Origin of the sequence: Xanthobacter sp. 91 (genome assembly GCF_000702385.1) — a bacterium.
In the GTDB taxonomy this organism is placed as follows: domain Bacteria; phylum Pseudomonadota; class Alphaproteobacteria; order Rhizobiales; family Xanthobacteraceae; genus Xanthobacter; species Xanthobacter aminoxidans.
Map to the genome: position 1 here is coordinate 1,676,538 of NZ_JNIB01000001.1, position 26,929 is coordinate 1,703,466.

Sequence of the window (26,929 nt, forward strand, 5' to 3'; positions counted from 1 at the left end):
GCTGGTATCGGTGCTCAGTGCGTGGTGGCGCCGGTCCGGTCGCGCTCCAGCGCCTCATAGACCTGCTGCAGGTCGGCGAGGTGACGGGACGCGCGCTGCTTGGCATCGTCGCCGGTGGCGTCGTTCACGTCCTCGCGGGCGTCCTGGATCTGCTGGGCGAGAGCGCCAAGATCCAGCTCCTCCAGCGGCTTCGCCTCTTCGGCGAGAATGGTGAGGCCGGCCGGGTTCACTTCGGCGAAGCCGCCGCGGACGAAATAGCGGCGGGCGGCACCATCGGCCTTGATGGTGAGGATGCCGGGCTTGAGCATGCCGATGAACGGCGCATGTCCGGCCAGCACGCCGAACTCGCCTTCCGCGCCCGGCACGATCACCTCGGTCACGGCGCCGGAAAAGACGAGGCGCTCGGGGGAGACCAGCTCAAAAGGTAAGGTCGCCATCTGTTCAATCTCCGGGTCGTCCCCGCCGGGGGTCCCGCGGGAGCCTGCCGGCTACCCTCGGGAGGATCAGGCCGGCGGAACGGCTCCGCCATGGGTGGGAGCCGGATGGCTCCGTGAAATCTTCGGTCCGATCAGCGGCGGCGCTCGGCGACGAAGCCGACGCCCAAGCCGATGATCGCGCCCACCACGGCCGCAAGCAGGATGTGGCGGGTCTGCTCGGAGGTGAGGCCGCCGCGCGGCCCCTCTCCCTGAACGCGGATGTCGATGCCCGGGAGGCGCAGTTCCGCCACCTGGGGCCGGGTGAGCCAGCCGGTGATGCCACCGGCCAGCAGCCCGAGAACGAGGCAGACGATCTTGATATTCATCGCGATCGCTCCGCCGCGTGGATGGGATCAGGCCGCCTCGGCGGCCAGCTTCTTGCCCTTCTCGATGGCTTCTTCCATGGAGCCGACCATGTAGAAGGCCTGCTCGGGCAGGTAGTCGTACTTGCCTTCGACGAGGCCCTTGAAGCCGGAGATGGTGTCCTTCAGGTCCACGAGCTTGCCCGGGGAGCCGGTGAACACTTCCGCGACGTGGAAGGGCTGGGAGAGGAAGCGCTCGATCTTGCGGGCGCGGGCCACGGTGAGCTTGTCCTCTTCGGAGAGCTCGTCCATGCCCAGGATCGCGATGATGTCCTGCAGCGCCTTGTAGCGCTGGAGGGTCTGCTGCACCTGACGCGCCACGTTGTAGTGCTCCTCGCCGATCACCAGCGGGGAGAGGATGCGCGAGGTGGAGTCCAGCGGGTCCACCGCCGGATAGATGCCCTTCTCGGCGATGGAGCGCGAGAGCACGGTCGTCGCGTCGAGATGGGCGAAGGAGGCGGCAGGCGCCGGGTCGGTCAGGTCGTCGGCGGGCACGTAGATGGCCTGCACCGAGGTGATCGACCCCTTGGTGGTGGTGGTGATGCGCTCCTGCAGGGCACCCATGTCGGTGGCCAGCGTCGGCTGGTAGCCCACCGCCGAGGGAATGCGGCCGAGCAGAGCCGACACTTCCGAGCCGGCCTGGGTGAAGCGGAAGATGTTGTCCACGAAGAACAGCACGTCCTGGCCCTGGTCGCGGAAGTGCTCGGCGACGGTGAGGCCGGTGAGCGCGACGCGGGCGCGGGCGCCCGGAGGCTCGTTCATCTGGCCGTACACGAGGGCGCACTTGGAGCCGGCGGCCGAGCCACCATGCTCGTGCGGGTCCACGTTCACCTTGGACTCGATCATCTCGTGGTAGAGATCGTTGCCCTCACGGGTGCGCTCACCGACGCCGGCGAACACGGAGTAGCCGCCGTGCGCCTTCGCGATGTTGTTGATGAGCTCCATGATGAGCACGGTCTTGCCCACGCCGGCGCCGCCGAACAGGCCGATCTTGCCGCCCTTGGAGTAGGGCGCGAGCAGGTCCACCACCTTGATGCCGGTGACGAGGATTTCCGCCTCGGTGGACTGGTCCGCATAGGAGGGAGCGGGCTGGTGGATGGCGCGCAGGCCGTCGCCGACCACCGGGCCGAGCTCGTCCACCGGCTCGCCGATCACGTTCATGATGCGGCCGAGGGTGGCATCACCCACGGGCACCTGGATGGGCGCGCCGGTGTCGGTGACACCCTGGCCACGCACCAGACCCTCGGTGGCATCCATCGCGATGGTGCGGACGGTGTTCTCGCCGAGATGCTGGGCCACCTCGAGCACCAGGCGGTTGCCGTGGTTGGTGGTCTCGAGCGCGTTCAGGATTTCCGGCAGATGGCCGTCGAACTGCACGTCGACAACGGCGCCGATGACTTGGGTAATGCGTCCGGTGGGGTTCGCCATGTTCGTCGTCCTTTGTCCTCGTCCAGGCCGTGGTCAGAGCGCTTCGGCGCCGGAGATGATTTCGATGAGTTCCTTCGTGATCATGGCCTGACGCGTCCGGTTGTAGATCAGCGTCTGCTTCTTGATCATGTCGCCCGCATTCCGCGTCGCGTTGTCCATGGCGCTCATCTGCGAGCCGTAGAACGACGCCTGGTTTTCCAGGAGGGCGCGGAAGATCTGCACCGCGATGTTGCGGGGCAGGAGGTCGGCGAGGATGTCTTCCTCGGCCGGCTCGTATTCATAGACCGGACCGGCCGCATCCGCGTCCCGCGCCTCGAAGGTGGCGGGGATGATCTGCTGGGCGGTCGGCACCTGCGAGATCACGCTCTTGAACTGGGCGTAGAAGAGCGTGCACACGTCGAACGCACCCTGGTCGAGCAGCGAAAGGATCTTCGACGCAATGGCGTCGGCATCCTTGAAGCTGAGCGTCCGCACCGAGCGCAGGTCCACCAGCTCGATGATGCGGTCGGGATAGATCCGGCGCAGCTGGTCATAGCCCTTGCGGCCGATGCAGAAGAACTTGACGTCCTTGCCTTCGCCGAGCAGCTGCTGCGCCCGCTCGCGGGCGAGCCGGACGATGGAGGTGTTGAAGGCGCCGCACAGGCCGCGCTCGCCGGTCGCGACCAGGAGCAGCTGCTTCTGGTCGGAGCCGGTGCCGGCGATGAGGACGGGCGCCTGCCCGCCGCCGATGATCCCGGCGGCGAGATTGCCCAGCACCGTCTCCATGCGCTCGGCATAGGGACGGGCCGCTTCCGCCGCCATCTGGGCGCGACGCAGCTTCGCCGCGGCGACCATCTGCATCGCCTTGGTGATCTTCTGCGTCGCCTTCACCGAGGCGATGCGGTTTCGTAGGTCTTTCAGGCTCGCCATCGTGCCCGTCCGTCAGGTTCGAGGAACAGGCGCCGTTCAGGCAAAGCTCTTGGCAAAGGCATCGATAGCCTTCGTCAGCTTCTCGGCCGTGTCCTTGGACAGTTCCTTGGACGTGCGGATGGCCTCCAGGATCTCCGGATGCTGCGAGCGCAGCGCCAGGAGCAGGCCCTGCTCGAACTCGCGGACCTTGGAGACCGGCAGCGGGTCGAGATAGCCGTTGGTGCCGGCATAGATCACCGCCACCTGCTCCTCGACCTTCAGCGGCGCGAACTGGCTCTGCTTCAGAAGCTCGGTCAGGCGGGCGCCGCGGTTGAGCAGCTTCTGGGTGGAGGCGTCGAGGTCCGAGCCGAACTGGGCGAAGGCCGCGAGCTCACGATACTGGGCGAGCTCGCCCTTGATCTTGCCGGCGACCTGCTTCATCGCCTTGATCTGGGCCGAGGAGCCCACGCGCGACACCGAGAGGCCGACGTTCACCGCCGGGCGGATGCCCTGGTAGAACAGGTCGGACTCAAGGAAGATCTGGCCGTCGGTGATGGAGATGACGTTGGTCGGGATATAGGCCGACACGTCGTTCGCCTGGGTCTCGATGACCGGGAGGGCGGTGAGCGAGCCGGCGCCGTGGGCGTCGTTCAGCTTGGCCGCGCGCTCCAGCAGGCGGGAGTGCAGGTAGAACACGTCGCCGGGATAGGCTTCGCGGCCCGGCGGGCGGCGCAGCAGCAGCGACATCTGGCGGTAGGCCACGGCCTGCTTGGACAGGTCGTCATGGATGATGAGCGCGTGCATGCCGTTGTCACGGAAATACTCGCCCATGGCGGTGCCGGTGAACGGCGCCAGGAACTGCATCGGCGCGGCGTCCGAAGCGGTGGCGGCGACGACGACCGAATATTCGAGCGCGCCCTGCTCCTCGAGCACCTTCACGAACTGCGCGACGGTGGAGCGCTTCTGGCCCACCGCGACGTAGACGCAGTAGAGCTTCTGGCTCTCGGGGGCGTCGCCGGCGTTCAGGGGCTTCTGGTTCAGGATGGCGTCGAGCGCCACGGCGGTCTTGCCGGTCTGGCGGTCGCCGATGATCAGCTCGCGCTGGCCGCGGCCGATCGGGATCAGCGCGTCGATGGCCTTGAGGCCGGTCTGCATGGGCTCATGCACCGACTTGCGCGGAATGATGCCCGGCGCCTTCACGTCGACGCGGCGACGCTCGGTGAACATGATCGGGCCCTTGCCGTCGATCGGGTTGCCGAGGGCATCCACGACGCGGCCGAGCAGGCCCTTGCCGACCGGGGCGTCCACGATGGCGCCGGTCCGCTTGACGGTCTGGCCTTCCTTGATCTCGCGGTCCGAACCGAAGATCACGATACCGACGTTGTCGATTTCGAGGTTCAGCGCCATGCCGCGCGTGCCGTTCTCGAACTCGACCATCTCGCCGGCCTGGACGTTGTCGAGGCCATAGACGCGGGCGATGCCGTCACCGACGGAGAGGACCTGGCCGACCTCGGAGACTTCAGCCTCCTGGCCGAAGCCCTGGATCTGCTCCTTGAGGATGGCGGAGATTTCAGCGGCTCGAATGTCCATCAGCGGACCTCTTTCATCGCATGCCGGATAGAATTGAGTTTGGTCTTGAGCGAGGCGTCGACCATGCGGGAGCCGAGCTTCACGATGAGACCACCGAGGATGGACGGATCGACGGTGACGTCGAGGTTCACGTCCTTACCCGTCTGCTGCGCCAACGCTTCCTTGAGCGCGGCGAAGTGGGTGCCGCTCAGGGGAGCAGCCACCGTCACTTCCGCCGTCGTCTCACCGCGCTGGGCGGCCACGAGGGCGGCATAGTCGGAAATCATCCTGGGCAGCGCGAACAGGCGGCGGTTCTGCGCCACCAGCTTCACGAAATTTCCGGCCAGGCCGGAAATGCCCACCTGACCAAGAACCGCGGAGATGGCCTTCAGCTGCTCCTCGGCCGAAAAGACCGGGCTTTTCACCAGCCGCGCCAGATCCGCGTTTTCAGCAATCAGAGCCGACAGGCGATCGAGATCCGCCTTAACGGAATCGACGGCGCCGGCCTCGCTCGCCAGTTCGAACAGCGCGGTCGCATAGCGCCCCGCCATGCCTGACACGATCGTATCCGCCACCCCGCACCTCTCTCGGACTTCCAGGGCCGGTCACGCACCTTGCGTCACCTCTCCCCAAGCCCTTGATCTGTTGGGAATATAATTGTGCGACCTCGCGAGGGGGCTTAACCCGTCCCTCGAAATCCCGGAGTGCCTAACACAGGCAGATCAAGGCGGCAACATGACGGGAGGATGGCGCATAGGCCGCATTGCCGCACCGCGACAGGCTTGACCGTAACGCAAGACCCACAGCGGCCTCAGCTTTGGCCGAGAAACTGCCTGAGCTCCGCCGTTTGAGGATTCGCAAATACTTCTTCCGGCGGACCGATCTCATGCACCCGCCCCTGGTGCATGAACACCACCCGGTCACACACTTCCCGTGCGAAGCGCATCTCGTGCGTGACCATGAGGAGGGTCATCCCCTCCTCGGCCAGCTTCTTCACCACCGCCAGCACCTCGTTGACGAGTTCGGGGTCGAGGGCGGAGGTGATCTCGTCGCACAGCAGCGCCAGCGGCTTCATGGCCAGGGCGCGGGCGATGGCGACGCGCTGCTGCTGGCCGCCGGACAGCTCGTCGGGATAGGCGTCGAACTTGTGGGCGAGGCCCACCTGCTCCAACCGCACCCGCGCCTCGGCCTCGGCCTCCTTCTGCGACACCTTCTTCACCACCATGGGCGAGAGCATCACGTTGCGCCCGGCGGTGAGGTGGGGAAACAGGTTGAAGCCCTGGAAGATCATCCCGACCTTCAGCCGGAGCGCCCGCAGATGCACCTCGTCCGGCGCCAGCTGGGCGCCGGCGACGGTGATGGAACCGTCGTTGATGGTCTCAAGCCCGTTGATACAGCGCAGAAGGGTCGATTTGCCCGAGCCCGACTTGCCGATGATGGCGATGACCTCGCCGGCCGCCACATCGAGGTTGATTCCCTTCAGGACCTCGTTCTGGCCGAAGCTCTTGCGGACCTCAGTGATGGTGATGAGCGACATTCAGCTTCCTTTCGAGAAGCTGGCTGCTCTTCGACAGAGGCCAGCACAGCACGAAATAGATGAGGGCGGCGAAGCCGTAGACGGTGAACGGCTCGAACGTGGCGTTGGTGATGATGGTGGCGGCCTTGGAGAGTTCCACGAAGCCGATGATGGAGGTCAGCGCCGTCCCCTTCACCACCTGCACCGAGAAGCCCACCGTGGGTGGCACGGCGATGCGCAGGGCCTGGGGCAGCACCACGTAGCGCAACTGCTCGAAGAAGCTCATGGCCAGCGACGAGGAGGCCTCCCACTGCCCCTTCGGGATCGATTCGACGCAGCCGCGCCAGATCTCGGCGAGGAAGGCGGAGGTCCACAGGGTCAGCGAGACGAAGGCCGCCGCCCAGGGCGAGACGTCGAGGCCCATCAGCGGCAGGCCGAAGAAGATGAGGAACAGCTGCATCAGCAGCGGAGTGCCCTGAAACAGCTCGATGTAGAGATTGGCGGCCCGCTGCAACCACGGTTTGCGGGCGATGCGGCAGTAGAGCACCACGAGCCCCACCGCGCCGCCGCCGATGAAGGCGAGGATGGAGAGCAGCACGGTCCAGCGTGCCGCCAGAAGCAGGTTGGAGACGATGTCCCAGGTGGAGAATTGGGTCATGTCGTCTTCCTCCGGCGCGGAAAGAGAAACAGCCCGAGCCCCCGCATGACCTGGCGCAGCAGCACCGCCAGCAGCAGATAGAGCACCGTCGCGACGATGTAGGACTCGAAGGCGCGGAACGTCCGCGACTGGATGAAGTTGGCGGCGAAGGTCAACTCCTCCACCGAGATCTGCGAGCACACCGCCGAGCCGAACATGACGATGACGATCTGCGAGGTCAGCGCCGGCCAGATCTTCTGCAGTGCCGGCACCAGCACCACGTGGCGGAAGGTCTGGATCGGGCTCATGGCGAGGCTGGAACCGGCCTCGAACTGGCCGCGCGGCGTCGCCTCGATACCGGCGCGGATGATCTCGCAGGCATAGGCACCGAGATTGATGACCATGGCGAGGATGGCCGCCTGCATCTCGGTGAGCCCCACGCCGACCGCTGGCAGGCCGAAGAAGATGAAGAACAGCTGGATCAGGAACGGCGTGTTGCGGATCAGCTCCACATAGGCCGAGACGATGGGCCGGAGCCAGCGCGGCCCCAGCGCCTTCGCCCAGGCGCAGGCGATGCCGAGCCCGACCCCAAAGGCACCGCCGACCACGATCAGCTCCACGGTGATGGCAACACCCTTCGCCAGCACCGGCCCGTAATCGGCCAGGGATGAGAAATCGAAACTGTAGGCCATGTCCGGCTGGTCCCCCGATGGCGCAGTGCCCGTGGATCGCTCCCTGCCCCGTCACCGGACAGGGAGCGGCGTCCTCAGAGGTTCTTCGGCAGCGGGGCGCCGAGCCACTTCTCGGAAATCTTCTCCAGCGCGCCGTCGGCCTTGGCCGCGGCGAGAATGGCGTTGACCTTCTCCAGCAGCTTCGGCTCGTCCTTGTTCAGGCCGACGTAGCAGGGCGAGTTCTTGATCAGCACCTTCACGGTGGGCTTCTTCGGCGGGTTGCGGGCGAGGATGGCGGCGGCCACCACATTGCCGGTCGCCACCACCTTCACCTGGCCGGAGAGGAAGGCCGAGATGGTGGAATTGTTGTCCTCGTAGCGCTTGATGTCGGCGGTGGGCGGGGCGACCTTGGTCAGCTCCAGATCCTCCACCGAGCCGCGGGTGACGCCGACCGTCATGCCGGCGATGTCCTCCACCTTCTCCACCTTCACGTCGGCGGGGCCGAAGATGCCGTTGAAGAAGGGGGCGTAGGCCACCGAGAAATCGATCACCTTCTCGCGGTCGGGGTTCTTGCCCAGGCTGGAGATGACGAGGTCGACCTTCTTGGTCTGGAGGTAGGGGATGCGGTTCGCGCTCGACACGGGCACCAGCTCCGCCTTCACGCCGAGGCCCTTGGCGATAAGGTTGGCGACGTCGATGTCGTAGCCCACGGGCTTGAGGTCAGTGCCCACCGAGCCGAACGGGGGGAAGTCCTGCGGCACGGCGATCTTGATGACGCCGGCCTTGAGGATGTCATCGAGGGCTTCCGCATGCGCGGGGGCCGCGGCAAGGCCGAGGACCATCGCGCTGCCGAGGGCGGCGCCGGCCAGGGTCCGGGAAAGGAAAGATCTGCGGGTTGCCTGCATGGCGGGACCGAAACTCCGTGGGCGGCGCGATCGCGCCATCGACCCCTGAGGAGCAAGCGGTATGCCAGCGTGCATACAATACCACCGCGAGCGGCGCGATCGGACCAACCCTTGATGGCGGTGGGTCGCCGCCAGTGCCCTAAAACGCAAAATGCCCCGCCCGAGCATCCGGACGGGGCATTTGCCTAAAGTCTAAGCAGATGCTGAACGGCGCGCCGGTCAGCTTCCGTCAGGGCATCAATTGGCCTGCGAGGACTTGTTCGGCGTCGCCGGGAAGGCGGCGTTCTTCACGGTGCCCTTCATCAGCTCAACGGCGAGCTTCAGCTGGGTGTCGTCCTTCGGGTCCGGCGGCACGTAGGAGGGCGAGCCGGTCTGCTCGTCGTCGCCGTTCTTCAGGTGGCCCTTCAGCGAGGCTTCGCCGCGGGTCGAGTCCGTGGAAACGCCGAGCTTCTGCTTCATCTCGTCGGGCAGGTCCTGCACCAGGACGATGTCGGGCTCGATGCCCTTGGCCTGGATGGAGCGGCCCGACGGCGTGTAGTAGCGCGCCGTGGTGAGCCGCAGGGCGCCCTGCTGGCCGAGCGGGATGATGGTCTGCACCGAGGCCTTGCCGAAGGTGCGCGAGCCAAGGATCGTCGCCCGCTTGTGATCCTGCAGCGCGCCGGCGACGATCTCGGAGGCCGAGGCGGAGCCGCCGTTCACCATCACGATCACCGGCTTGCCCTTGGTGAGGTCGCCGCCGCGGGCGTTGAAGCGCTGCGTCTCTTCCGGGTTACGGCCGCGGGTGGAGACGATCTCGCCACGCTCCAGGAACGCATCGGACACCGCCACCGCCTGATCGAGCAGGCCGCCGGGGTTGTTGCGCAGGTCGATGATGTAGCCCTTGATCTTGTCCGGGCCGATCTTCGCGGTCAGGTCGTCGATGGCCTTCTTCAAGGTCTCGAAGGTCTGCTCGTTGGTGAAGGAATTGATGCGGATATAGGCGATGTCATCCGCCTCGACGCGCGAGCGCACCGTCTGAAGCTTGATGGTGTCGCGCACCAGCTTCACTTCGATGGGCTTCTCGGCGCCCTTGCGCAGGATGGTGAGCGTGATGGGGGTGTTGACCGGCCCACGCATCTTGTCCACCGCCTCGTTCAGGGTCATGCCCTGAACCTGGTCGCCGTCGAGCTTGGCGATGAGGTCGCCGGAGAGCACACCGGCCTTGGCCGCGGGGGTGCCCTCCATGGGGGTGACGACCTTCACCAGGCCATCTTCCATGATGACCTCGATGCCGAGACCGCCGAACTCGCCGCGGGTCTGCACCTGCATGTCGCGGTGATTCTTCGCGTCCATGTAGGAGGAGTGCGGATCGAGCGACTGCAGCATGCCATTGATGGCCGCCTCGATCAGCTTGGCGTCATCGGGCTTCTCGACATAGTCGGAGCGCACGCGCTCGAAGACGTCGCCGAACAGATTGAGCTGCTTGTAGGTATCGGACGACGCGGCCTCTGCCGCGGTCCCGAGGATCAGCCGTGGCTGGACCGCTGCAACCGCCACGAGGGCGCCAGCCGCCACGCCAAATAGAAAGAGAGACGTCCGACGCATTATCCACGTACCTTCTGACTGTCCGTTGCCGCCCACCATGGCGTGGGGTCGATCGAGAGCCCGTCTTTTCGGAACTCGACATACAATTGGGGCTGTCCCGTGGCCGTTGCGGGCGACGGTGAGCCGTTTTGGGCGGATGCGCCACTCCCCCCGGGACCGATGCCCCCCGGACCGCGCTGCACCGTATTGGCCACGGTACGGGACAGTCCCCCCATGACCCCCACCGGCTCGCCCGCGAGGACGAACTGGCCGAGGTCCACGGTGATCCGTTCCATGCCTGCCATCAGAATATGGTAGCCACCGCCCGCGTTGATAATCAAGAGTTGGCCATAGCTGCGGAAGGGTCCGGCGTAGACCACCCAGCCGTCGGCCGGCGCGCTCACCGGGGCACCGGCGCGGGTGGCGATGGTGATGCCCTTCTCGGTACCTCCCACCCCGTCCGTCGCCCCGAAATTCCGTAGCGTCACGCCAGCCACCGGAAGCGGCAGCAAGCCTTTGGCCTGCGGGAAAGCGATGGCCGGCGTCAGGCGCGCCGGGTCCTTGAGCGCGGTCAGGTCGGGCCGCCCGGGTTCCTGCGGGCGCGTCACCGCCTGCGCGGCGTCAGCTGCCCTTGCGGAAGGTCCAACCTCGTTCTCCAGCCTCGTCACGAGATCGTGCACGTCCCCGGTGGCCTTGGCGACGCTTTCCGCCTGCGCCTTGTCGGCGGAAGCGACCGGATGCTCCTCCGCCTGCCGCTTCTGGCGCTCGCCCACCAGCACGGCAAGGCGGCGGCTGTCCTCTTCGAGGTCGGCGCGCAGGCTGGTCAGGCTGTCGCGGGCGGACGCCAGTTCGGTGCGCACGCGGGACAGCTCGGACAGGTCGGAGGCCAATGTCTCCGCCTCCACCCTGAGTTCCGGCAGGAGGGCGCCAAGCAGGATGGCCGAGCGCACCGCATCCAGCGCATCGTCCGGGCGCATGAGGATGGCGGGTGGCGGCTCGCGCCCCATGCGCATCAGGGCCGCCAGCACCTGGGCGAGGACGCCCCGGCGCTTGCCGAGGGAGGTGTTGAGGTCTGCGGCGGAACGGTCCAGTTGGGCGATGCGGCCTTCCACATCGATGAGCTGCTGCTCCACCGCGCGGGTGCGGGCGGCGGTGTCGAGCAGCATCTGGTTGAGACGGCCGCGATCGCCCTTCGCCGCCTCGAGGTCGGCGCGGAGTTTGCGCTGGGCCTCCTCGGAACCCTTCACGTCGGCCTTCAGCGCATCGGTGTCGATGCCGGTGCGGTTGGGAACGGGCGGCGGCAGCGGCACCGCCGGCGGGGGCGCGCCCGGCTGGGCCAAGGCCTTGGGAATGAGGGCCAGTGGAACACGCAGCCACGGGGCCGCGGCCAGGAGGGTCGCGGCCAGCGTCAGGAGGATCAGGACCAACCGCGGCTTCATGAACCGATCCTCAATGAACAGGGTTGAGGATCGGTAAAGCCCAAGACGTCCGCAAGCGGCTTTCTCAGGCGGCGCGCAAGGCCCGCGTCCGCTCAGCCCTCCATGCTCTCCAGCTCGGAGATCATACGGTCGATGAGGTTGAGGCCGGTCTGCCAGAACGCCGGATCGCGCGCATCAAGGCCGAACGGGGCCAGCAGCTCCGCATGGTGCTTGGTGCCGCCGGCGGCCAGCATTTCCAGATACCGCTCCGCGAAGCCGTCGGAGGCCTTCTCGTAGACCGCATAGAGCGAGTTCACGAGGCAGTCGCCGAAGGCATAGGCGTAGACATAGAAGGGCGAGTGGATGAAGTGCGGGATGTAGGTCCAGAAGGTCTCGTAGCCCGCGCCCAGATGGATGGCCGGGCCGAGGCTCTCGCTCTGCACCTGCATCCAGATCTCGCCGATCTTCTCCGAGGTCAGCTCGCCCTGGCGGCGCTCGGAATGGACGTTGCGCTCGAAGGTGTAGAAGGCGGTCTGGCGGACCACCGTGTTGATCATGTCCTCCACCTTCTGGGCGAGCATGATCTTGCGCATCCGCGGATTCTCCGCCGAATCCAGCAGCTTGCGGAAGGTCAGCATCTCCCCGAACACCGAGGCGGTTTCGGCGAGGGTCAGCGGGGTGGGCGCCATCAGCGCACCCTGGCGGGCAGCGAGCACCTGGTGGACGCCGTGGCCCAGCTCATGGGCGAGCGTCATCACGTCCCGCGGCTTACCCTGGTAGTTGAGCAGCACATAGGGGTGGGCGGACGGCACGGTGGGATGGGCGAAGGCGCCGGGCGACTTGCCGGGGCGGACCGGCGCGTCGATCCAGGACTTGTCGAAGAAGGTGCGGGCGATGTCGGCCATCTTCGGCGAGAAGTTGCCGTAGGCGGTGAGCACCGTGTCCTTCGCCTCGCCCCAGCCGATGTCGCGGCTCTCCACCTTGGGCAGAGGCGCGTTGCGGTCCCAGAACTCCAGCTTGTCCTTGCCGAACCAGCGGGCCTTCAGCGCGTAATAGCGGTGCGAGAGGCGCGGATAGGCCTCGCGGATGGACGAGACCATGGCATCCACCACCTCCTTTTCCACCCGGTTGGCGAGGTGGCGGGAGGAGGCGACATCGGGGAAGCCGCGCCAGCGGTCGGAAATCTCCTTGTCCTTCGCCAGCGTGTTGGTGACGAGGGTGAACAGGCGCAAATTCTTCGAGAAGGTATCGGCGAGGGCGAGGCCGGCGGTGCGGCGCACCTCCTCCTTGGGGTCCTGCATCAGGTTCAGCGTCGGCTCAATGGCGAGCTCCTGCCCATCCACGTTGAACCGCAGCGAGGAGATCGTCTCGTCGAACAGCCGGCTCCAGGCGCTGCGCGAGGGGCTCGACTTCTCGTGGAACAGCTGCTCGATCTTGTCGTCGAGCTGATAGGGCTTGTCCTTCCGCAGATCCTCGATCCACGGCCGGTAGTGACCGAGCGCCGGATCGGCCATGGCGGCTTCCAGCGCCGCATCGTCGAGGCGGTTCAGCTCCAGCGTGAAGAACAGGAGATGGGTGGACGAATCGGTCAGCTTCTCCTGGATGTCGCCGTAGAACTTGGCGCGGGCCGGGTCCGAGGTGTCGCCGGCATAGATGAGGCTGCCATAGGAGGCGATGCGGCCGAGGAGGTCGTCCACCGCCTCGTAGCGCTTCACCGCCTCGGCCAGAGCCGCACCGGCGCCGGGCGCGGCGAGCATGGCGGCGAGCTTGCCCTTGTAGGCCTCCTCGAACGCGGTGCACTCGGCATCGGCCTTGGCGATGTCCGCCGCCAGCTCCGGCGCGTCCATGGCGGCATAGAGGTCGGTGAGGTTCCATTCCGGCAGCGTCTCGGTGGCTGCGGCGGAGGCGACGGCGGTCTGGGCGGCGTGACGGGCGGCGGAAAAGGCGCTTTCGAAATCGTGCGAACGAACGGGCATCGCCGAAACGCGGGCAATGGCGTGCGGAAGAGTGTGCGGCATGGAACCTCCGGAAACGGGCGGCGCGGTCCGTTTGGGCCGCACCCGCTCTTGCACTCGATCGTGGCGGACAAAATCGCCGCAATGGCCCCGCGCCGCAAGCCGGGTCGGCAAAGGCGCGGGCGACAAGGGCGCGGTCGGACCGCGGAAGAGCGTACGGCATCAGGGTGAGGGGTTCTTAACCATCGCCGCCCAATGTCGGGGACGAATCTCACCCGACCGAGTCGCCCGCCCTTCCATGTCTTCTTCCCTTCTGATCGTCGAAGACGATTCCGACGAGGCGCGCCGCCTCGAACAGGCGCTCACCCGAATGGGCTACCGCTGCACCATCGCCCATGACGGCGACGCGGCTCTCGCCCGTCTTGCGGCCGAGCGATTCGACGCGGTGCTGCTCGACCTCGTGCTGCCCGGCCTCGACGGCATGGGCGTGCTGTCCGCCCTCGCGGCAGCCGGCAACGAGACCCCGGTCGTGGTTCAGGTGACCCCGGCCGGCCTCGATGCGGCCGGCGGCGCCATCCGGGCCGGCGCGCGCGATTTCGTGGTGAAGCCCGCCGGCGCGCTGCGCCTGGAGGTGGCACTCGGCAATGCAGTAGCCCTCGCGCGGGCTGCTTCGGGCAGCCGCCCCGCCCCGCTACGGGCTCCCACGCCCGTCGCTCAGGACAATGTGATCGCCTTCCCCTCGGCCGCGACTCAGGCTCGCCCAGAGCGTGGGACGGAAGAGATGATCGGCACCGCGTTTGCCCGGCTCGATGCCTCCGGCCACACCCGCAGACTGGACCAGATCGAGGCCGAAGCCATCCGTTTCGCTTGCCATCTCTATGGCGGGCGGATGGCCGAGGTGGCGCGCCGTCTCGGCATCGGCCGCTCGACGCTCTACCGCAAGCTCGCCGAGCTGGGCGAGACAGAGGTAGAGACCAACCATCAGATGGAACCGTCGGCGGCACAATTTGTTGCTGCCGAGTGACAAGACACCACAAACCCGGCATTCGCCCAAGCTTGTGAGTTGATTGAAGCCTCCCGGCACGGCACCAACACAGCGGGTGGAGGCGAGGAGAGCACAATGGGTATCGCGCAGCGTGAGGTTAGCGTCGCGGGCACGTTGTGCCGGCTGATGAGCGCTGGCCTGGTGGGTCTCTCCCTCGGCGTCGCCCCGGCCGCCGCAGCAACAGGCGACATTCCCGTCACCGCCAATGCCGGCATGGGCACGGGGGATATGGGCCCAAGCGATGCCGCCCCCTCCGGCGCCCGCGCGACCGGTGGTATCGACGGCGCCGGCAATGCCGCGGTTCCGCTCACCACGCCCCTGCCCCCGGCAGCCACTGCCCCAGCGCCCGTGCCCCGTGCCGCCGCTCCCGCCTCCGTTGCGAGCCCGGTTCGCGGCGGCGTCGATTCGGCTGGCGACAGCCCGGCCCCCGCCCCGGTTCAAACGCCCGCCGCAGCCCAATTCAACCCCGCTGCGGCCACCCCCGCCCAGGCCAATCCTGCTCCGGTCGCCCCCGCCCAGCCGGCTCCAGCCCAGGCGGCAACGCCTGCTCCCGTGCCGCAGCCCGTCGTTGCCGCCAGTCCGCTCGCGCCGGTGAGCGAGGCCATCGCCGCGCTCCTCGCCACGCCTGAGAGCATCACCCCGTCCAAGAAGGAGCAGGAGGCGCTCGCGACCTTCTATGGCGCGCGCCAGACCATGCCTGTCTTCGTGACCGACACCGGGCTCGACGCGCGCGGCAAGGCCGTCATTGCACGCCTCGACGCCGCCGGCGAGGACGGGCTTGACCCGGCCGACTATCAGGTGCCCCTGCCGAAGAAGGGCGCCACGGCGGCCGATCTCGCGCGCACCGAGCTGAAGATCGCCGTCGCCGCCATGACCTACGCGCGCCATGCGCAGTCCGGCCGCTTCGATCCCGGCCGCATCTCTTCGCTGGTCACCCCGGTGCGCGACATCCCGGACGCGACCGCCACCCTGACCAAGATCGCCTATGCCCCCGACGCCAACGCCGCGCTCGCCGCCTTCAACCCGCCCCACCCGGGCTACAAGGCGCTGAAGGCGCAGCTCGCCAAGGCGAACGGAAGCGCGCCCACCATCCCCGCCATTCCGCCCGGCCCGCAGGTGAAGCCCGGCGCCAGCGACCCGCGCATGCCCACCCTGCGCGCCCGCCTCGGCATCGTCGGCAAGCCGGGCGATGATCTCGTCTACGATCCGGCGCTGGTGGAGGCGGTGAAGGCCTTCCAGGAAGCTTCGAAGATCAAGCCGACCGGCATCATCGGCCCGGCGACCCTCGCCGCGCTCAATGTGGGCGCCACCAGCTCCAGCGGCAGCCTGCGCAACGACGTCATCGCCAATATGGAGCGCTGGCGCTGGCTGCCGCGCGACCTCGGCGAAAAGTTCGTGATGGTCAACATCCCCGAGTTCATGGTGCGAATCTACCAGGACGGCCGGGTAATCCACGAGACCCGCGTGGTGGTGGGCAAGCCGGAGACGCCGACGCCACTGCTGACCCGCGAAATGCAGTACATCGTGGTGAATCCGGCCTGGAACATCCCGCCGAGCATCGCCCGCAACGAGATGATGCCGCTGCTGCGCAGCGACCCGAGCGCCCTCGCCCGCCGCGGCATCCAGGTGGTGCGCAACGGCTCGGGCGGCTACTCGTTCCGGCAGGATCCGGGCGAGCGCAATGCCCTCGGCCGCATCAAGTTCATGTTCCCCAACGACCACTCGGTCTATCTGCACGACACGCCGTCCAAGGCGCTGTTCCAGAACGATCGCCGCGCCTACAGCCACGGCTGCGTGCGCGTCTACGAGCCGCTGAAGTTCGGCGAAGTCATCTTCAACGCCGGCCTGCCGGGCGACAACTGGACCGAGCAGCGCATCTCGAAGATGTTCGGGGGCTCGGAACGCTACATCAACCTGAAGCAGCGTTTCCCGGTCCACATCGTCTATTTCAACGCTTTCGTGGATGGGGCCGGCCGCCTCGTGATGCGCGAGGATCTTTACGGCATCAATGCCGCGACCAAGACCTATCTGGGCCTCGACGGCAAGCAGCGAATCGCCGACAGCGCGACGCCCAAGACGGCGCCCCGCGCCCGTTGATCCCTGATCGATCGCGAAGGCCCGCTCCGGCGGGCCTTCTTTTTTATCAATAGCTTAGCTGCCTACCGCCATTTTCACCGCGACAACCTGCCGCGATTCTGGCAGGAAAGTCAGCACTACTGCCCCTTGCCTGATGCATAGGGGCCACAGCCCCACGCAACGTCTGGCACGTTTTCGCCATACTCCGCCGCTACTCACGGGACCGTGACCCGAGGCAAGGCCATCTGCCGCCCTCGGTGAGCTGGGGGAGCCGGGTGTCAACGCACCCTTAACCGAACCCGACAAGACTCCGTCTCCATCGCTTCGCGGCAACACATCGCGAAGTCCTTGAAATCTGAGCCTCGGGTTCGAGACATTGGCCATCCGCACCACGCCTGAAACCGTCCGCCACACGCGCCGCCCCAGCGGCCAGCGCGGCCGGTCCGCCTTTCAGGCGATCCTGCCAGCCCTCGCCATGGCGGGAAGTCTCATTCTCGCCGGCACCACCTCGCTGCAGAATGCGGTGGCCAACGGCGATACCCGCACCATCACCCTGCACCACACCCATTCCGGGGAGAGCGGCAGCTTCACCTTCAAGAAGGACGGCCGCTACGACCAGGCGGTGCTCGCCCAGCTGAATCACTTCCTGCGCGACTGGCGCAACCAGAAGTCGACCCAGATGGACCCCCAGCTGTTCGACATCGTCTGGGAGGTCTACCGGGAGGTGGACGCCAGCGCCCCCATCCAGATCGTCTCGTCCTACCGTTCGCCGGAGACCAACTCCATGCTGCGCGCCCGCTCCAGCGGCGTGGCGAAATTCTCCCAGCACATGCTGGGCAAGGCGATGGACTTCTACATTCCGGGCGTGAACCTCACCGACCTGCGCGTCGCCGGCCTGCGGCTCCAGCGCGGCGGCGTCGGCTTCTACCCCACCTCCGGTTCGCCCTTCGTCCACATGGACACCGGCAACGTGCGCCACTGGCCGCGCATGACCCACGACCAGCTCGCCCGCGTCTTCCCGGACGGCAAGACGGTGCATGTGCCCACCGACGGGCGTCCGCTGGCGAAATATGACGTGGCGCTGGCCGAGATCCAGGCGCGCGGTTCCAAGCCCGGCGTGGGCGTCGCAAGCGCCGGCAAGGGCAAGAACTTCTTCGCCAGCCTGTTCGGCAAGAAGGATGCGGACGACGACGAGGGCGGCGAGGCCCCGACCGCCGCCTCCTCCACGGTCGCGTCCGCCGAAGAGACGGCCAGCCGCGAGACGCCGGCTTCCGCGCCCGCCCGCGCGGTGCGGACCGCGTCCGCCACCATGCCCATTCCCCCGACCCGGCCAGCCGAAATCGTCGCCGGCGCCATGGTCAGCGCGCAGGCGACGCGCAACGGCTTCCTCGCGCCGCTGCCCCTGCCCCGCCCGGCGGAGGCCGACCGCAACACCCGCACCGCCAGCCTCACCTCGGCGCCCGTGCCGCTGCCCTCGGTCATCACCCGCGGCACCGAAGGGGAGACCGGGCCGGTTCTCGGCTACGCCGCCGCCGGCTCCATGATGGATCAGCGCATGCCGCTGACGGGCGGCTTCATGGCCGGCGCGCACGGACATCCGGCTGCCGTCGCAACGGCGCCAGTGACCGCGACAAGCGCTCCGGCGAGCGCACGCCCGCGCACCAAGCTTTCCGAAATCGCCTTCGGGCGGCTGTTCCTGTCGCCGAGCCTCTCCAACGAGCTGTATCTGCGCGTGCCGGAGATGCGGCAGCTGGCGACTTTCATGGCGCCGCCGCGTGAAGTGGTGGCGACGGCCTTCTCGCGGGACGGCTCGTTCGGCCTGAAGGCCAGCTTCGCCGGCACCGCCGTGGCGGACCTGCCGACTTACGTGTTCCGTGCGCCCCAGGTGGCCTACAACAGCCAGCGCATGTGATCCGCGCGGGCGGTCCCTCCGCCCGCTGCCGTCTCAGACGAAGATGCCCAGCGCCTGCATATAGAGATCGACGATGGCCTCGTGCTCCTTGCGCTCGTCGACGTCTTCCTTGCGGATTTTCAGGATGGTGCGCAGCGCCTTGACGTCGAAGCCGTTGGCCTTGGCTTCGGCGAACACGTCCTTGATGTCGTCGGCAATGGCCTTCTTCTCCTCCTCGAGGCGCTCGATGCGCTCGATGAAGGACTTGAGCTGTTCCTTGGCAAAGCCCGCGGGGGAATCTGAAGCGTCTTCCGCCACCTGGACGGTCTCCTTGGGTTCCGCCGCGCGTCCGTCGAGGCCATGCCGGGCCGGCGCGCGGGTCAAAGGGTGGAGCCTTGATGGCTCCGGAGGGAAAGCTGATAGAGGCGGGCGGAAAGCCGCGCGTCAAGGATGCGTCCCCGCTTTCCACCCCGCCGGTGATCCACAACCGGCCTGGGACCCGCGGCGGGACAGGTTTTCGTGAGCAAGAACCCCTCCTTTACCTTGGCGTTCGGTACCTTGATGCTGACGCTCGGGGCGCTGGCCATGGGCGCCTCGGTGCTGTTCGTCCGCCTCGCAGATGTGGGGCCGTTCGCCAGCGCCTTCTGGCGCGTGGCGCTGGCCTTGCCACCGCTGGCGCTCTGGGCCGCCCTCGCCGAGGGGACACGCGCCTTCCGGCCCGACCGGCTGTCGCTGCTCGCCGGCGCCTTCTTCGCCGGGGACCTGTTCTTCTGGCACCTCGCCATCCTCGGCACGACCGTCGCCAACGCCACGGTGCTCGCCACCACGTCGCCCCTGTGGATCACCGCCTTCGCCGTGCTGGTGCTGCGGCAGAAGGTGTCCCGTGCCGGCCTCCTCGGGCTTGGCCTGTGCATCGCCGGGGCGCTGGCACTGGTGGGGCGCTCATGGCAGTTCGATCCGCAGCATCTGCCGGGGGACGCCGCAGGGCTGGCGACGGCCATATTCTTCGCCGGCTATTTCCTCGCCGTCAGCCGGGCCCGTGCCTCGCGCGGGGCGGCGGCGATCACCCTCGTCTCCACTGCCACCACCGCGCTGATCCTGCTGGCGGTCGCCCTCATTGCAGAGCCGACCCTGTGGCCCGCCAGCGCCGGCGGCCTTGCGGCGCTGGTGGCGCTGGCCCTCGTCTCGCAGGTGGGCGGGCAGGGGCTGATGGCGGTGGGCCTTGCCTCCGTGCCACCGGCGTTCGGCGCACTGGTCTTCTTCCTGGAGGTGGCGTCCGCCGCCGCGCTGGGCGCCATGCTCCTGGATGAGCCCATCACCGGGCTTCAGGCGGCGGGCGGCGCGCTGGTCCTCGCCGGCATCGTGGTGGCCCGTCCGCGCGCACGTCCGCCACGCACGGGAGAGGCCGGGAAGGACAATTCCGCCACCGGCTACCGGGAGGGCAGGCATTGACGCCCCGGTCCCCACGGGGCACACAACACACCATCATGCCCTTCGCCGCCACGCCCCTCCGCTTCGACGGCATGCCCGAACCCTGCGCGGCGCTTGCGCCGGCCCGGCGGGTGAACTCCGCGCCACGGAGCCTTGCGCTCGCGCTCAGCGCCGCCTTCGCGCTTGGGCTCGGCATCAGCCTCATCCCCACGCCCGCTGCCGCCGAATTCCGGCTGTGCAACCGCACCCAGAGCCGGGTCGGCATCGCGCTCGGCTACAAGGACGGCGACGCCTGGGCCACCGAAGGCTGGTGGAACGTCGCGGCCAACAGCTGCGAGACGCTGCTGCGCGGCGACCTCGCGGCGCGCTTCTATTACCTCTATGCCGTGGATTACGACCAGGGCGGGGAGTGGGCCGGCAAGGCCTACATGTGCACCCGGGAAAAGGAATTCACCATCAAGGGCGCCGAGGACTGCCTCGCCCGCGGCTTCGACCGCACCGGCTTCTTCGAGGTGGACACCCAGGAGCAGAAGTCCTGGACGGTGCAGCTCACGGAATCGAGCCAGAGCAAGCCAAGTCCGGCCGCCGCTCCGCTGCCGCCGCCCCGCGCGAAGCCCTGAAGCTGATCAGATTCCCCGGCCTTCGACCTTGATGGTGAGCTGGCTCTCCAGCTCGCCCGCCCCATCGAGATGCGGATTGACGGCGAGCGCCTGCCGTACGGCCTGCAGCGCGCGCTTGTCGTCGCCGAGGTCCCGCATGATCAAGGCCAGGCCGTAGAGCATGGCGAAATGGCGCGGCTCGCGCGCCAGCACCTCCCGGATGTCCGCAAGGGCCGCGCCATAGTCGTCGCGCATGTAGAAGATCGTCGCCCGGCGGCTGAGCGCGCCGATATAATCGGGCTCGATCTCGATCACCTCGTCCAGCAGCTGCACGGCAAGGTCCGTCTCCTTCGCCTCGGCTGCCGCCGCCGCGCGGGCCATGAGGAGATCGGCGCTGGGACTGCCGGAATCGCCGAAGATCTGGTCGAGCCGATCGGCGATCATCTTGGCGCTGCGATCGTCGGGCGCGACCTTCAGGGCGGCGAACAGGCCTTCCACCTGGGTCCGCTTGTCCCTCGGCAGGCGCGGACGCGCCGGGGCGGACTCGGATGGGCTGGCGGACGGGGGACCGGGCTGCGGCATGGCCTTGTCGCCGCGCAATTGCTGCGCCTGCGCGAGACCGCCGGAGATCACCACCGTGATCACGGCGGCAAGCAAGAGACGCGGCGCACGCAGAGTGCGGTCGGCAAGGCGGGGAGGCATCGCGCGGAAGATCATCGGCGAAGTGTCCGCCGCGATGCACCCGCCGTCAACAACTGCGCCGGCCACAGGGGAGCCCCGGGCCGGCGCAGCAGATCACGTTTGCTCAAGATCGAAGGACCGGACCAGAAGTCCAGCCTGAGCGCTCAGCCCTGGCGGGCCTTGTAGCGCTTCTGGGTCTTGTTGATGATGTAGACGCGGCCCTTGCGGCGCACGAGACGGTTCTCGCGGTGGCGGCCGAGCAGCGACTTCAGGGAATTGCGGATCTTCATGACAAACTCGCTCGTGTCGAAGTTCGGAGCCGACCGCGGCGCGCTTGCCGCGCGGCCTATCGACACCGGGAATTGGATCGGAGCCGGCGTGATAAGGGGCCGGGACCCGGATGTCAATGCAAGCAGCCAATTCCCGCGCCGCGCTCACGCGCGATGGTAGGGATGCCCGGCGAGGATGGTGACCGCCCGATAGATCTGCTCCGCCAGCATGACCCGCACCAGCTGGTGGGGAAACGTGGCCGTGCCATAGGCGATCATCAGGGACGCCCGCGCCCGCACCTCTTCCCCGAGCCCGTCCGCACCGCCGATGACGAAAGCGAGGGCGGAGAGACCGCCATCCCGGTCGGACGCGATGCGGCGGGCGAAGTCCTCGCTGGAGAAATTGCGCCCGCGCGGATCGAGAACCACGAGTCCAGCCCCCGCAGGCAGCGCCGCGAGAAGCGCCGCCGCTTCCTCGGCCATGCGGTCCTCGGCGCGGCGGGCGGCGGATTCGGCGATCTCGATCATGTCGCACGGGCCGAGGCCCAGAGGCCGGCCGGCGGGGCGGATGCGATCCACGTAGCGGGTCACGAGTTCCCGCTCGGCGCCGGCTTTGAGCCGGCCGACACAGGCGAGGACGAGGCGCACGTCGTCTACAGGCCCGCCGGAACCGGAAACGCCATCAGGAGCGGGGCGTCCCGGACCACATCTTCTCGATATTGTAGAAGGTGCGGACCTCGGGCTGGAAGACGTGGACGATCACGTCGTTCGCATCAATGAGCACCCAGTCGCAGGCCGGCTGGCCTTCCACGCGCACGTGCTTGATCCCCGCCGCCTTGAGCGCCTCGATGAGGTGCTCGGCGATGGCGCCCACGTGCCGCTGCGAGCGGCCGGAGGCAATCACCATGTAGTCGGCGATGGAGGTCTTGCCGCGCAGGTCGATGGAGACGATGTCCTCGGACTTGTCGTCATCCAGCCGGGCTTGGATGAGGGCGAGAATTTCCGCAGCGTCGGGAAGCGCCTCGGAAACCTTGGCGTCTGAAACCGTGGCGGGCGGTGTCATCTCAGCGGCCGCCTGAAGTGCCATCGTGGACAGGGGTCCAAATCCTCTCGCTCAAGGCGACGGTCCAAACCGTCGCACCACCTCAGAATGCCTGCAAATCAATGAATTTTCAAGACGTATGGCGGGCGGCCTCGATCTCGTGCCCTCCCTGCCCCCCGCGTGCGGCCCGGATTCCCGTTGAGGAGAGGGGAGATTTCAGTCCGTGGAGGAACACCCAGGCGGGTGGCGCGCAGTCCGCCAGGAGGCGGGCCTCATGCTCGCCGAGACGATAGCGTGCCAGCGCCTGGGCGGCAGGCGAGGCGGTCGCGGCAAGGCTTTGCCCCATGCGGTCCACCACCGCGATGGGCACGAGGTCGGCGATGCCGCGCCAGTGCTGCCAGCGGTCGAAATGGGCGAGATTGTCCGCCCCCATGATCCAGACGAAGCGCACGCCCGGCAGCCGCCGCACGAGATAGGCCAGCGTCTCGTAGGTGTAGCGGGTGCCGATGCCGGCCTCGAAGCCGGTGACGTCGATGCGCGGATGGCGCGCCACCGCGCGGGCGATGGCGATGCGCTCCTCCAGCGGCGGCAGGGCGCGGTTGTCCTTCAGGGGATTGCCGGGCGTCACCAGCCACCACACCCGGTCGAGGCCAAGCCGCCGCAGGGCGAGGAGGCTCGCCGCGCGGTGGGCGGCATGGGCGGGGTTGAAGCTGCCCCCGAACAGCCCGACGCGCAGCCCCTCCGTAACGAAGGGCAGGCGCCGCGCGGCACGCGGCGTCACAAGCTCCACGACGGGGCCGGACGACATCACGGACGGGTCTGTCCCGACCCGTGGATGCGGTATTTGAAGGAGGTCAGCTGCTCAGCCCCCACCGGCCCGCGCGCATGCATCCGCCCGGTGGCGATGCCGATCTCCGCGCCGAAACCGAACTCGCCGCCATCGGCGAACTGGGTGGAGGCGTTGTGCAGCACGATGGCGCTGTCCACCTCGGCGAGGAAACGGTCGGCCGCCGCCGCATCCTCGGTGACGATGGAATCGGTGTGATGGGAGCCGTGCGCCTCGATATGGGCGATGGCGTCGCCCACCCCATCCACCACCTTCGCGGCGATGATGGCGTCGAGATATTCCGTGTCCCAATCCTCGGGAAGGGCCGGCTTCACGCGCGCATCCACCGCCTGCACATCGGCGTCGCCGCGGATCTCGCAGCCGGCGTCGATCAGCATCTCCACCAGCGGCTTGAGGTGCGTTCCGGCCACCGACCGGTCGATCAGCAGCGTCTCGGCGGCGCCGCAGACGCCGGTGCGGCGCATCTTGGCGTTCAGCACCACGGTCTTGGCCATGTCGAGGTCGGCGGCCTTGTCCACATAGACGTGGTTGATGCCGTCGAGATGGGCGAACACCGGCACCCGCGCATCGCTCTGCACCCGCGCGACGAGGCTCTTGCCGCCGCGGGGCACGATCACGTCCACGGTGTTGCCGAGGCCGGCCAGCATGTGGCCCACGGCAGCACGGTCGGGCACGTTGACGAACTGCACCGCATCCTCGGGCAGGCCGGCGGCGGTGAGCCCGGCGACGAAGGCGCGATGGATGGCACCGGAGGAATTCAGGCTGTCCGACCCGCCGCGCAGGATCACGGCGTTGCCGGCGCGCAGGCACAGGGCCGCGGCATCCGCCGTCACGTTCGGCCGGCTCTCGTAGATGACGCCGATGACGCCCAGCGGCGTGCGCACGCGCTCGATGATGAGGCCGTTGGGGCGGGTCCAGCGCTCGGTGACGAGGCCGATGGGATCGGCCAGCTCGGCCACCTGCTCCACGCCCTCGGCCATGGCCTCCACCCGCGCGGCGGTGAGGGTGAGCCGGTCGAGGAAGGAACCGGTCATGCCCTCCGCCTTGGCCTTGGCGACGTCGATGGCATTGGCCGCGAGGATTTCACCGGCTGCCGCGCGGATCGCTGCGGCGGCGGCCTTGAGCGCCTGCGTCTTCACCTCGGGCGCAGCGAGGGCGAGGCTCCGAGCAGCGGCGCGGGCGCGCTTGCCCATGGCCAGCATCACCCCCTCCAGCTCCGCCGGCGGCACGGGCCGGCCCGCAGTGGCGGCGGCATCGGTGCGAAGGGCGGAGGCGGTGGACATGGGATGACTCTCGAAAGCAGGACAGGACGTTGGCCCTCATATGGGGGCGCGTTTCCTCCCTAGCACATTGCCCGCCGGGTGCGACAGGTGGGCGCGGAGGGTCAGAAGTCCTCGGGCGGCTCGTTGGGGTCCCGATCCATGAGCGGAGCGGACGGGGCGTCCTCAGTCACCTGACGGAGATAGGCGAAGGCGAGCGAAACGTAGGCGGCGAGAGCGATCGCGCCAATGACCGACAGGATGCTGGAGAGGAGGCCGCTGATGAGGGCCGGGATGAACGGCATGCCGGGGGTCTCGAACGACCGCATCTCCAGGTGAAGCGGCCCGAGGGGCGTGGATTTCGTCTCCGATACGACGTGCATGTCCGTCGCCGAGAACGAGCCGAAGAGGAACTGCACGGGGAGCACCACGACAATGACGACCGCCAGCATGGCGAGCGAAAGGAGCAACGTGCCGCCGACCAGCCGCAGGGTATTTCCGCGCCCCAGACGCCAGACGTCGTTCCATGGCATCGGCTGGCCGATCGACCGGGACGGCAGCCTGAGGCTCAGCCGGGTGACCACACCGATCGCGGCAAGCCAAACGGCAAGCGCGCCGACGAAGACAGCGAATGTCGACCAGCTTCCGATTCGCGCCAGGGCGACGACGGCAGTGATCCCGGCAACGGAGAGCATCGCCAGAATGAGAGTTGCCAGAAGCAAGACAAGGGAATCGAACAGGTAGGTGAGGCCGCGAATGCCGAGCGGGCCCATGGTTGCGGCATTGAAGCCGCCTGATCCACGCAGGATTTCGTTATGGGTCAGCAACGCCAGATAGATGAAGGCGAAGCCCTCTATCGCGTTCAGCCCGTAGATCTTCACGAACGCCATCGCAGTGGGCAGTCGTTCGGCCTCGACAACATCCCCCAGCAGGATCAGGCCCACATAGTTCCAGGCCAGCGTTCCAACCGCATAGATCAGCGCCACGATCCAGTGCTTGCGCAGAACCGTCAGTGTCCACCGATAGGTGAATTTGAGCGCCTGGAAGACGGGAAACTTCACGCGCTGGGCCATCACGAGGCGCCTGTGGGAGGCGACGCGGACGACGGACGACGGCGCGCCCCTCGCCCCCGCGATCACAACCGCTATCCCGCCGCACACAACCTGTCGAGCGGTTTCAGCGCCTTACCTAGCGGTATCGCGTTGCGCTGATGACCTTCACTCCACCCCGAGCGCCAGATCGTCCCGGTGCACCATCTCGGAGCGGCCCTTCACGCCCAGCAGCGCCTCGATCTCCGAGGTGGAGTGCCCCATGATGCGGTCGGCGTGGGTGGAATCGTAGGCGACGAGGCCGCGCCCGACTTCGGCGCCGTCGGGACCGCGCAGCACCACGGCGTCGCCGCGGTCGAACTGGCCGTCGATGCGCTTCACGCCGGCCGGCAGCAGGCTCGCGCCACGGCGCAGCGCGGCCACCGCGCCGTCATCGAGATGCAGCGTGCCGCGCGGCTCCAGCGCCCCGGCGATCCAGCTCTTGCGGGCGCGCACGGGATTGGCGGATGTGAGGAACCAGGTGCAGCGTCCGCCCTCCATGATGCGCTTGAGCGGATTCTTCACGTGGCCGGAGGCAATCACCATGTGGGTGCCGGCGGAGGTGGCGATCTTGCCCGCCTCGATCTTGGTACGCATGCCGCCGCGCGACAGCTCGGAACCGGCATCCCCCGCGATGGCCTCGATCTCCGCGCCGATGCGCGGCACCACAGGGATCAGCGTCGCATTGGAGTCCTGCGCCGGCGGGGCGGTGTAGAGGCCGTCGATGTCGGAGAGCAGCACCAGCAGGTCGGCGCTCGCCATGGTGGCGACGCGGGCGGCGAGGCGGTCGTTGTCGCCGTAGCGGATCTCGGTGGTGGCGACCGTGTCGTTCTCGTTGATGATCGGCACGGAGCGCAGCTCCATCAGCCGGCCGAGGGTGGAGCGCGCGTTGAGATAGCGGCGGCGTTCCTCGGTGTCGCCCAGCGTCAGCAGCACCTGCCCGGCGGTGATGTTGTAATGGCCGAGGATGTCCGCCCAGGTCTTGGAGAGCGCGATCTGCCCCACTGCGGCGGCCGCCTGGCTGTCCTCCAGCTTCAGCGGCCCCGACGGCAGGCCGAGCACGGTGCGCCCCAGTGCAATGGCGCCGGACGATACCACCATCACTTCGCAGCCCTTGGCGTGCAGGGCCGCGATGTCCTCCACCAGCGAGGTCAGCCAGGCGAGGCGCACCCGGCCCTGCGCCCGGTCCACCAGCAGGGCTGAGCCCACCTTGATGACGATGCGGCGGAAATCGGCGAAGGCGGGCGTCTTCGCCTGCGCATCGGAGGACGCTTCGAAGGATGCAGACTCGGGAGAAGCCATGGACATGCGAA

At 67.9% G+C, this 26,929-nt stretch carries 27 protein-coding genes; 5 read left to right on the forward strand and 22 right to left on the reverse strand.

What is annotated here, in order from left to right; translation table 11 throughout:
- Window positions 1-14: 14 nt before the first annotated feature.
- From A37E_RS0108030 to A37E_RS0108090, 13 genes are all read right to left on the reverse strand, one after another.
- Window positions 15-437, reverse strand: a complete 423-nt coding sequence (locus A37E_RS0108030) for a F0F1 ATP synthase subunit epsilon (protein ID WP_029556130.1) — start codon at window positions 435-437, stop codon at window positions 15-17.
- A gap of 131 nt (window positions 438-568) precedes the next feature.
- Complete coding sequence (locus tag A37E_RS0108035) at window positions 569-802, reverse strand: hypothetical protein (RefSeq protein WP_024276755.1); 234 nt, start codon at window positions 800-802, stop codon at window positions 569-571.
- A gap of 27 nt (window positions 803-829) precedes the next feature.
- Complete coding sequence (gene atpD / locus A37E_RS0108040; RefSeq protein ID WP_029556131.1) at window positions 830-2,266, reverse strand: F0F1 ATP synthase subunit beta; 1,437 nt, start codon at window positions 2,264-2,266, stop codon at window positions 830-832.
- Window positions 2,267-2,299: 33 nt separating this feature from the next.
- On the reverse strand, window positions 2,300-3,175 hold the full coding sequence (locus A37E_RS0108045; RefSeq protein ID WP_029556132.1) for a F0F1 ATP synthase subunit gamma: 876 nt from the start codon (window positions 3,173-3,175) through the stop codon (window positions 2,300-2,302).
- A gap of 36 nt (window positions 3,176-3,211) precedes the next feature.
- The gene (atpA, locus tag A37E_RS0108050) at window positions 3,212-4,744 is read right to left on the reverse strand and encodes a F0F1 ATP synthase subunit alpha (protein WP_029556133.1); all 1,533 of its coding nucleotides are present in this window, start codon (window positions 4,742-4,744) and stop codon (window positions 3,212-3,214) included.
- Window positions 4,744-5,298, reverse strand: a complete 555-nt coding sequence (locus A37E_RS0108055) for a F0F1 ATP synthase subunit delta (RefSeq protein ID WP_038192786.1) — start codon at window positions 5,296-5,298, stop codon at window positions 4,744-4,746. The genes atpA and A37E_RS0108055 overlap by 1 nt, the downstream gene beginning before the upstream one ends.
- 236 nt (window positions 5,299-5,534) lie before the next feature.
- Entirely contained in the window at window positions 5,535-6,260 is a 726-nt protein-coding gene (locus A37E_RS0108060; protein WP_024276750.1) for an amino acid ABC transporter ATP-binding protein, read from the reverse strand.
- Window positions 6,238-6,897 carry an amino acid ABC transporter permease gene (locus A37E_RS0108065; RefSeq protein WP_029556135.1) on the reverse strand — a complete coding sequence of 220 codons (660 nt, stop codon included), beginning with the start codon at window positions 6,895-6,897 and terminating at the stop codon, window positions 6,238-6,240. Before A37E_RS0108065 ends, A37E_RS0108060 begins: the two co-directional genes overlap by 23 nt.
- On the reverse strand, window positions 6,894-7,568 hold the full coding sequence (locus A37E_RS0108070) for an amino acid ABC transporter permease (protein WP_029556136.1): 675 nt from the start codon (window positions 7,566-7,568) through the stop codon (window positions 6,894-6,896). Before A37E_RS0108070 ends, A37E_RS0108065 begins: the two co-directional genes overlap by 4 nt.
- Window positions 7,569-7,642: 74 nt before the next feature.
- Entirely contained in the window at window positions 7,643-8,389 is a 747-nt protein-coding gene (locus A37E_RS0108075) for a transporter substrate-binding domain-containing protein (protein ID WP_051679389.1), read from the reverse strand.
- Window positions 8,390-8,689: 300 nt separating this feature from the next.
- Window positions 8,690-10,039 carry a S41 family peptidase gene (locus tag A37E_RS0108080; protein ID WP_029556138.1) on the reverse strand — a complete coding sequence of 450 codons (1,350 nt, stop codon included), beginning with the start codon at window positions 10,037-10,039 and terminating at the stop codon, window positions 8,690-8,692.
- On the reverse strand, window positions 10,036-11,454 hold the full coding sequence (locus A37E_RS0108085) for a peptidoglycan DD-metalloendopeptidase family protein (RefSeq protein ID WP_081837504.1): 1,419 nt from the start codon (window positions 11,452-11,454) through the stop codon (window positions 10,036-10,038). Before A37E_RS0108085 ends, A37E_RS0108080 begins: the two co-directional genes overlap by 4 nt.
- 92 nt (window positions 11,455-11,546) lie before the next feature.
- Window positions 11,547-13,409 (reverse strand): M3 family oligoendopeptidase, encoded by a 1,863-nt coding sequence (locus A37E_RS0108090; protein WP_029556140.1) that lies wholly within the window; start codon window positions 13,407-13,409, stop codon window positions 11,547-11,549.
- Window positions 13,410-13,686: 277 nt separating this feature from the next.
- Here A37E_RS0108090 and A37E_RS0108095 point away from each other — a divergent pair, with 277 nt between their 5' ends.
- The 3 genes from A37E_RS0108095 (at window position 13,687) to A37E_RS0108105 (ending at window position 18,421) form a co-directional block, all read left to right on the forward strand.
- On the forward strand, window positions 13,687-14,412 hold the full coding sequence (locus A37E_RS0108095; RefSeq protein ID WP_029556141.1) for a response regulator: 726 nt from the start codon (window positions 13,687-13,689) through the stop codon (window positions 14,410-14,412).
- A gap of 96 nt (window positions 14,413-14,508) precedes the next feature.
- Window positions 14,509-16,530 carry a L,D-transpeptidase family protein gene (locus tag A37E_RS0108100; RefSeq protein WP_081837506.1) on the forward strand — a complete coding sequence of 674 codons (2,022 nt, stop codon included), beginning with the start codon at window positions 14,509-14,511 and terminating at the stop codon, window positions 16,528-16,530.
- 355 nt (window positions 16,531-16,885) lie between these two features.
- Window positions 16,886-18,421, forward strand: a complete 1,536-nt coding sequence (locus A37E_RS0108105) for a DUF882 domain-containing protein (protein ID WP_051678873.1) — start codon at window positions 16,886-16,888, stop codon at window positions 18,419-18,421.
- A gap of 33 nt (window positions 18,422-18,454) precedes the next feature.
- On the opposite strand, the gene A37E_RS0108110 is transcribed toward A37E_RS0108105, so the two are convergent.
- Window positions 18,455-18,718: a DUF2312 domain-containing protein gene (locus tag A37E_RS0108110; RefSeq protein ID WP_029556144.1), complete on the reverse strand. Its 264-nt coding sequence runs from the start codon at window positions 18,716-18,718 to the stop codon at window positions 18,455-18,457.
- 201 nt (window positions 18,719-18,919) lie between these two features.
- Between A37E_RS0108110 and A37E_RS0108115 the strand changes: the two genes are divergently transcribed.
- Together A37E_RS0108115 and A37E_RS0108120 are read left to right on the forward strand one after the other, a co-directional pair.
- Window positions 18,920-19,852 carry a DMT family transporter gene (locus A37E_RS0108115; RefSeq protein WP_245279291.1) on the forward strand — a complete coding sequence of 311 codons (933 nt, stop codon included), beginning with the start codon at window positions 18,920-18,922 and terminating at the stop codon, window positions 19,850-19,852.
- Between the two features lie 71 nt (window positions 19,853-19,923).
- A complete protein-coding gene (locus A37E_RS0108120; protein ID WP_029556146.1) occupies window positions 19,924-20,451 on the forward strand; it encodes a DUF1036 domain-containing protein in 528 nt (175 codons plus the stop codon).
- Between the two features lie 6 nt (window positions 20,452-20,457).
- Here the strand turns inward: A37E_RS0108120 and A37E_RS0108125 are convergent, their stop codons facing one another.
- The 8 genes from A37E_RS0108125 to proB form a co-directional block, all read right to left on the reverse strand.
- Window positions 20,458-21,147 carry a tetratricopeptide repeat protein gene (locus tag A37E_RS0108125; protein ID WP_245279292.1) on the reverse strand — a complete coding sequence of 230 codons (690 nt, stop codon included), beginning with the start codon at window positions 21,145-21,147 and terminating at the stop codon, window positions 20,458-20,460.
- A 128-nt stretch (window positions 21,148-21,275) separates the two neighbouring features.
- Window positions 21,276-21,401, reverse strand: coding sequence for a type B 50S ribosomal protein L36 (ykgO, locus tag A37E_RS0108130; RefSeq protein WP_024276737.1), 126 nt, complete (start codon window positions 21,399-21,401; stop codon window positions 21,276-21,278).
- Window positions 21,402-21,545: 144 nt separating this feature from the next.
- Window positions 21,546-22,028: a 23S rRNA (pseudouridine(1915)-N(3))-methyltransferase RlmH gene (gene rlmH / locus A37E_RS0108135; RefSeq protein ID WP_029556148.1), complete on the reverse strand. Its 483-nt coding sequence runs from the start codon at window positions 22,026-22,028 to the stop codon at window positions 21,546-21,548.
- Between the two features lie 34 nt (window positions 22,029-22,062).
- Complete coding sequence (gene rsfS / locus A37E_RS0108140) at window positions 22,063-22,443, reverse strand: ribosome silencing factor (RefSeq protein WP_245272190.1); 381 nt, start codon at window positions 22,441-22,443, stop codon at window positions 22,063-22,065.
- A gap of 109 nt (window positions 22,444-22,552) precedes the next feature.
- Window positions 22,553-23,230 (reverse strand): nicotinate-nucleotide adenylyltransferase, encoded by a 678-nt coding sequence (locus A37E_RS0108145; protein ID WP_051678875.1) that lies wholly within the window; start codon window positions 23,228-23,230, stop codon window positions 22,553-22,555.
- On the reverse strand, window positions 23,230-24,471 hold the full coding sequence (locus A37E_RS0108150) for a glutamate-5-semialdehyde dehydrogenase (RefSeq protein ID WP_051679392.1): 1,242 nt from the start codon (window positions 24,469-24,471) through the stop codon (window positions 23,230-23,232). The genes A37E_RS0108145 and A37E_RS0108150 overlap by 1 nt, the downstream gene beginning before the upstream one ends.
- A gap of 182 nt (window positions 24,472-24,653) precedes the next feature.
- Complete coding sequence (locus tag A37E_RS0108155; protein ID WP_029556151.1) at window positions 24,654-25,601, reverse strand: hypothetical protein; 948 nt, start codon at window positions 25,599-25,601, stop codon at window positions 24,654-24,656.
- A 144-nt stretch (window positions 25,602-25,745) separates the two neighbouring features.
- A complete protein-coding gene (proB, locus tag A37E_RS0108160) occupies window positions 25,746-26,918 on the reverse strand; it encodes a glutamate 5-kinase (RefSeq protein ID WP_029556152.1) in 1,173 nt (390 codons plus the stop codon).
- Window positions 26,919-26,929 lie beyond the last annotated feature (11 nt).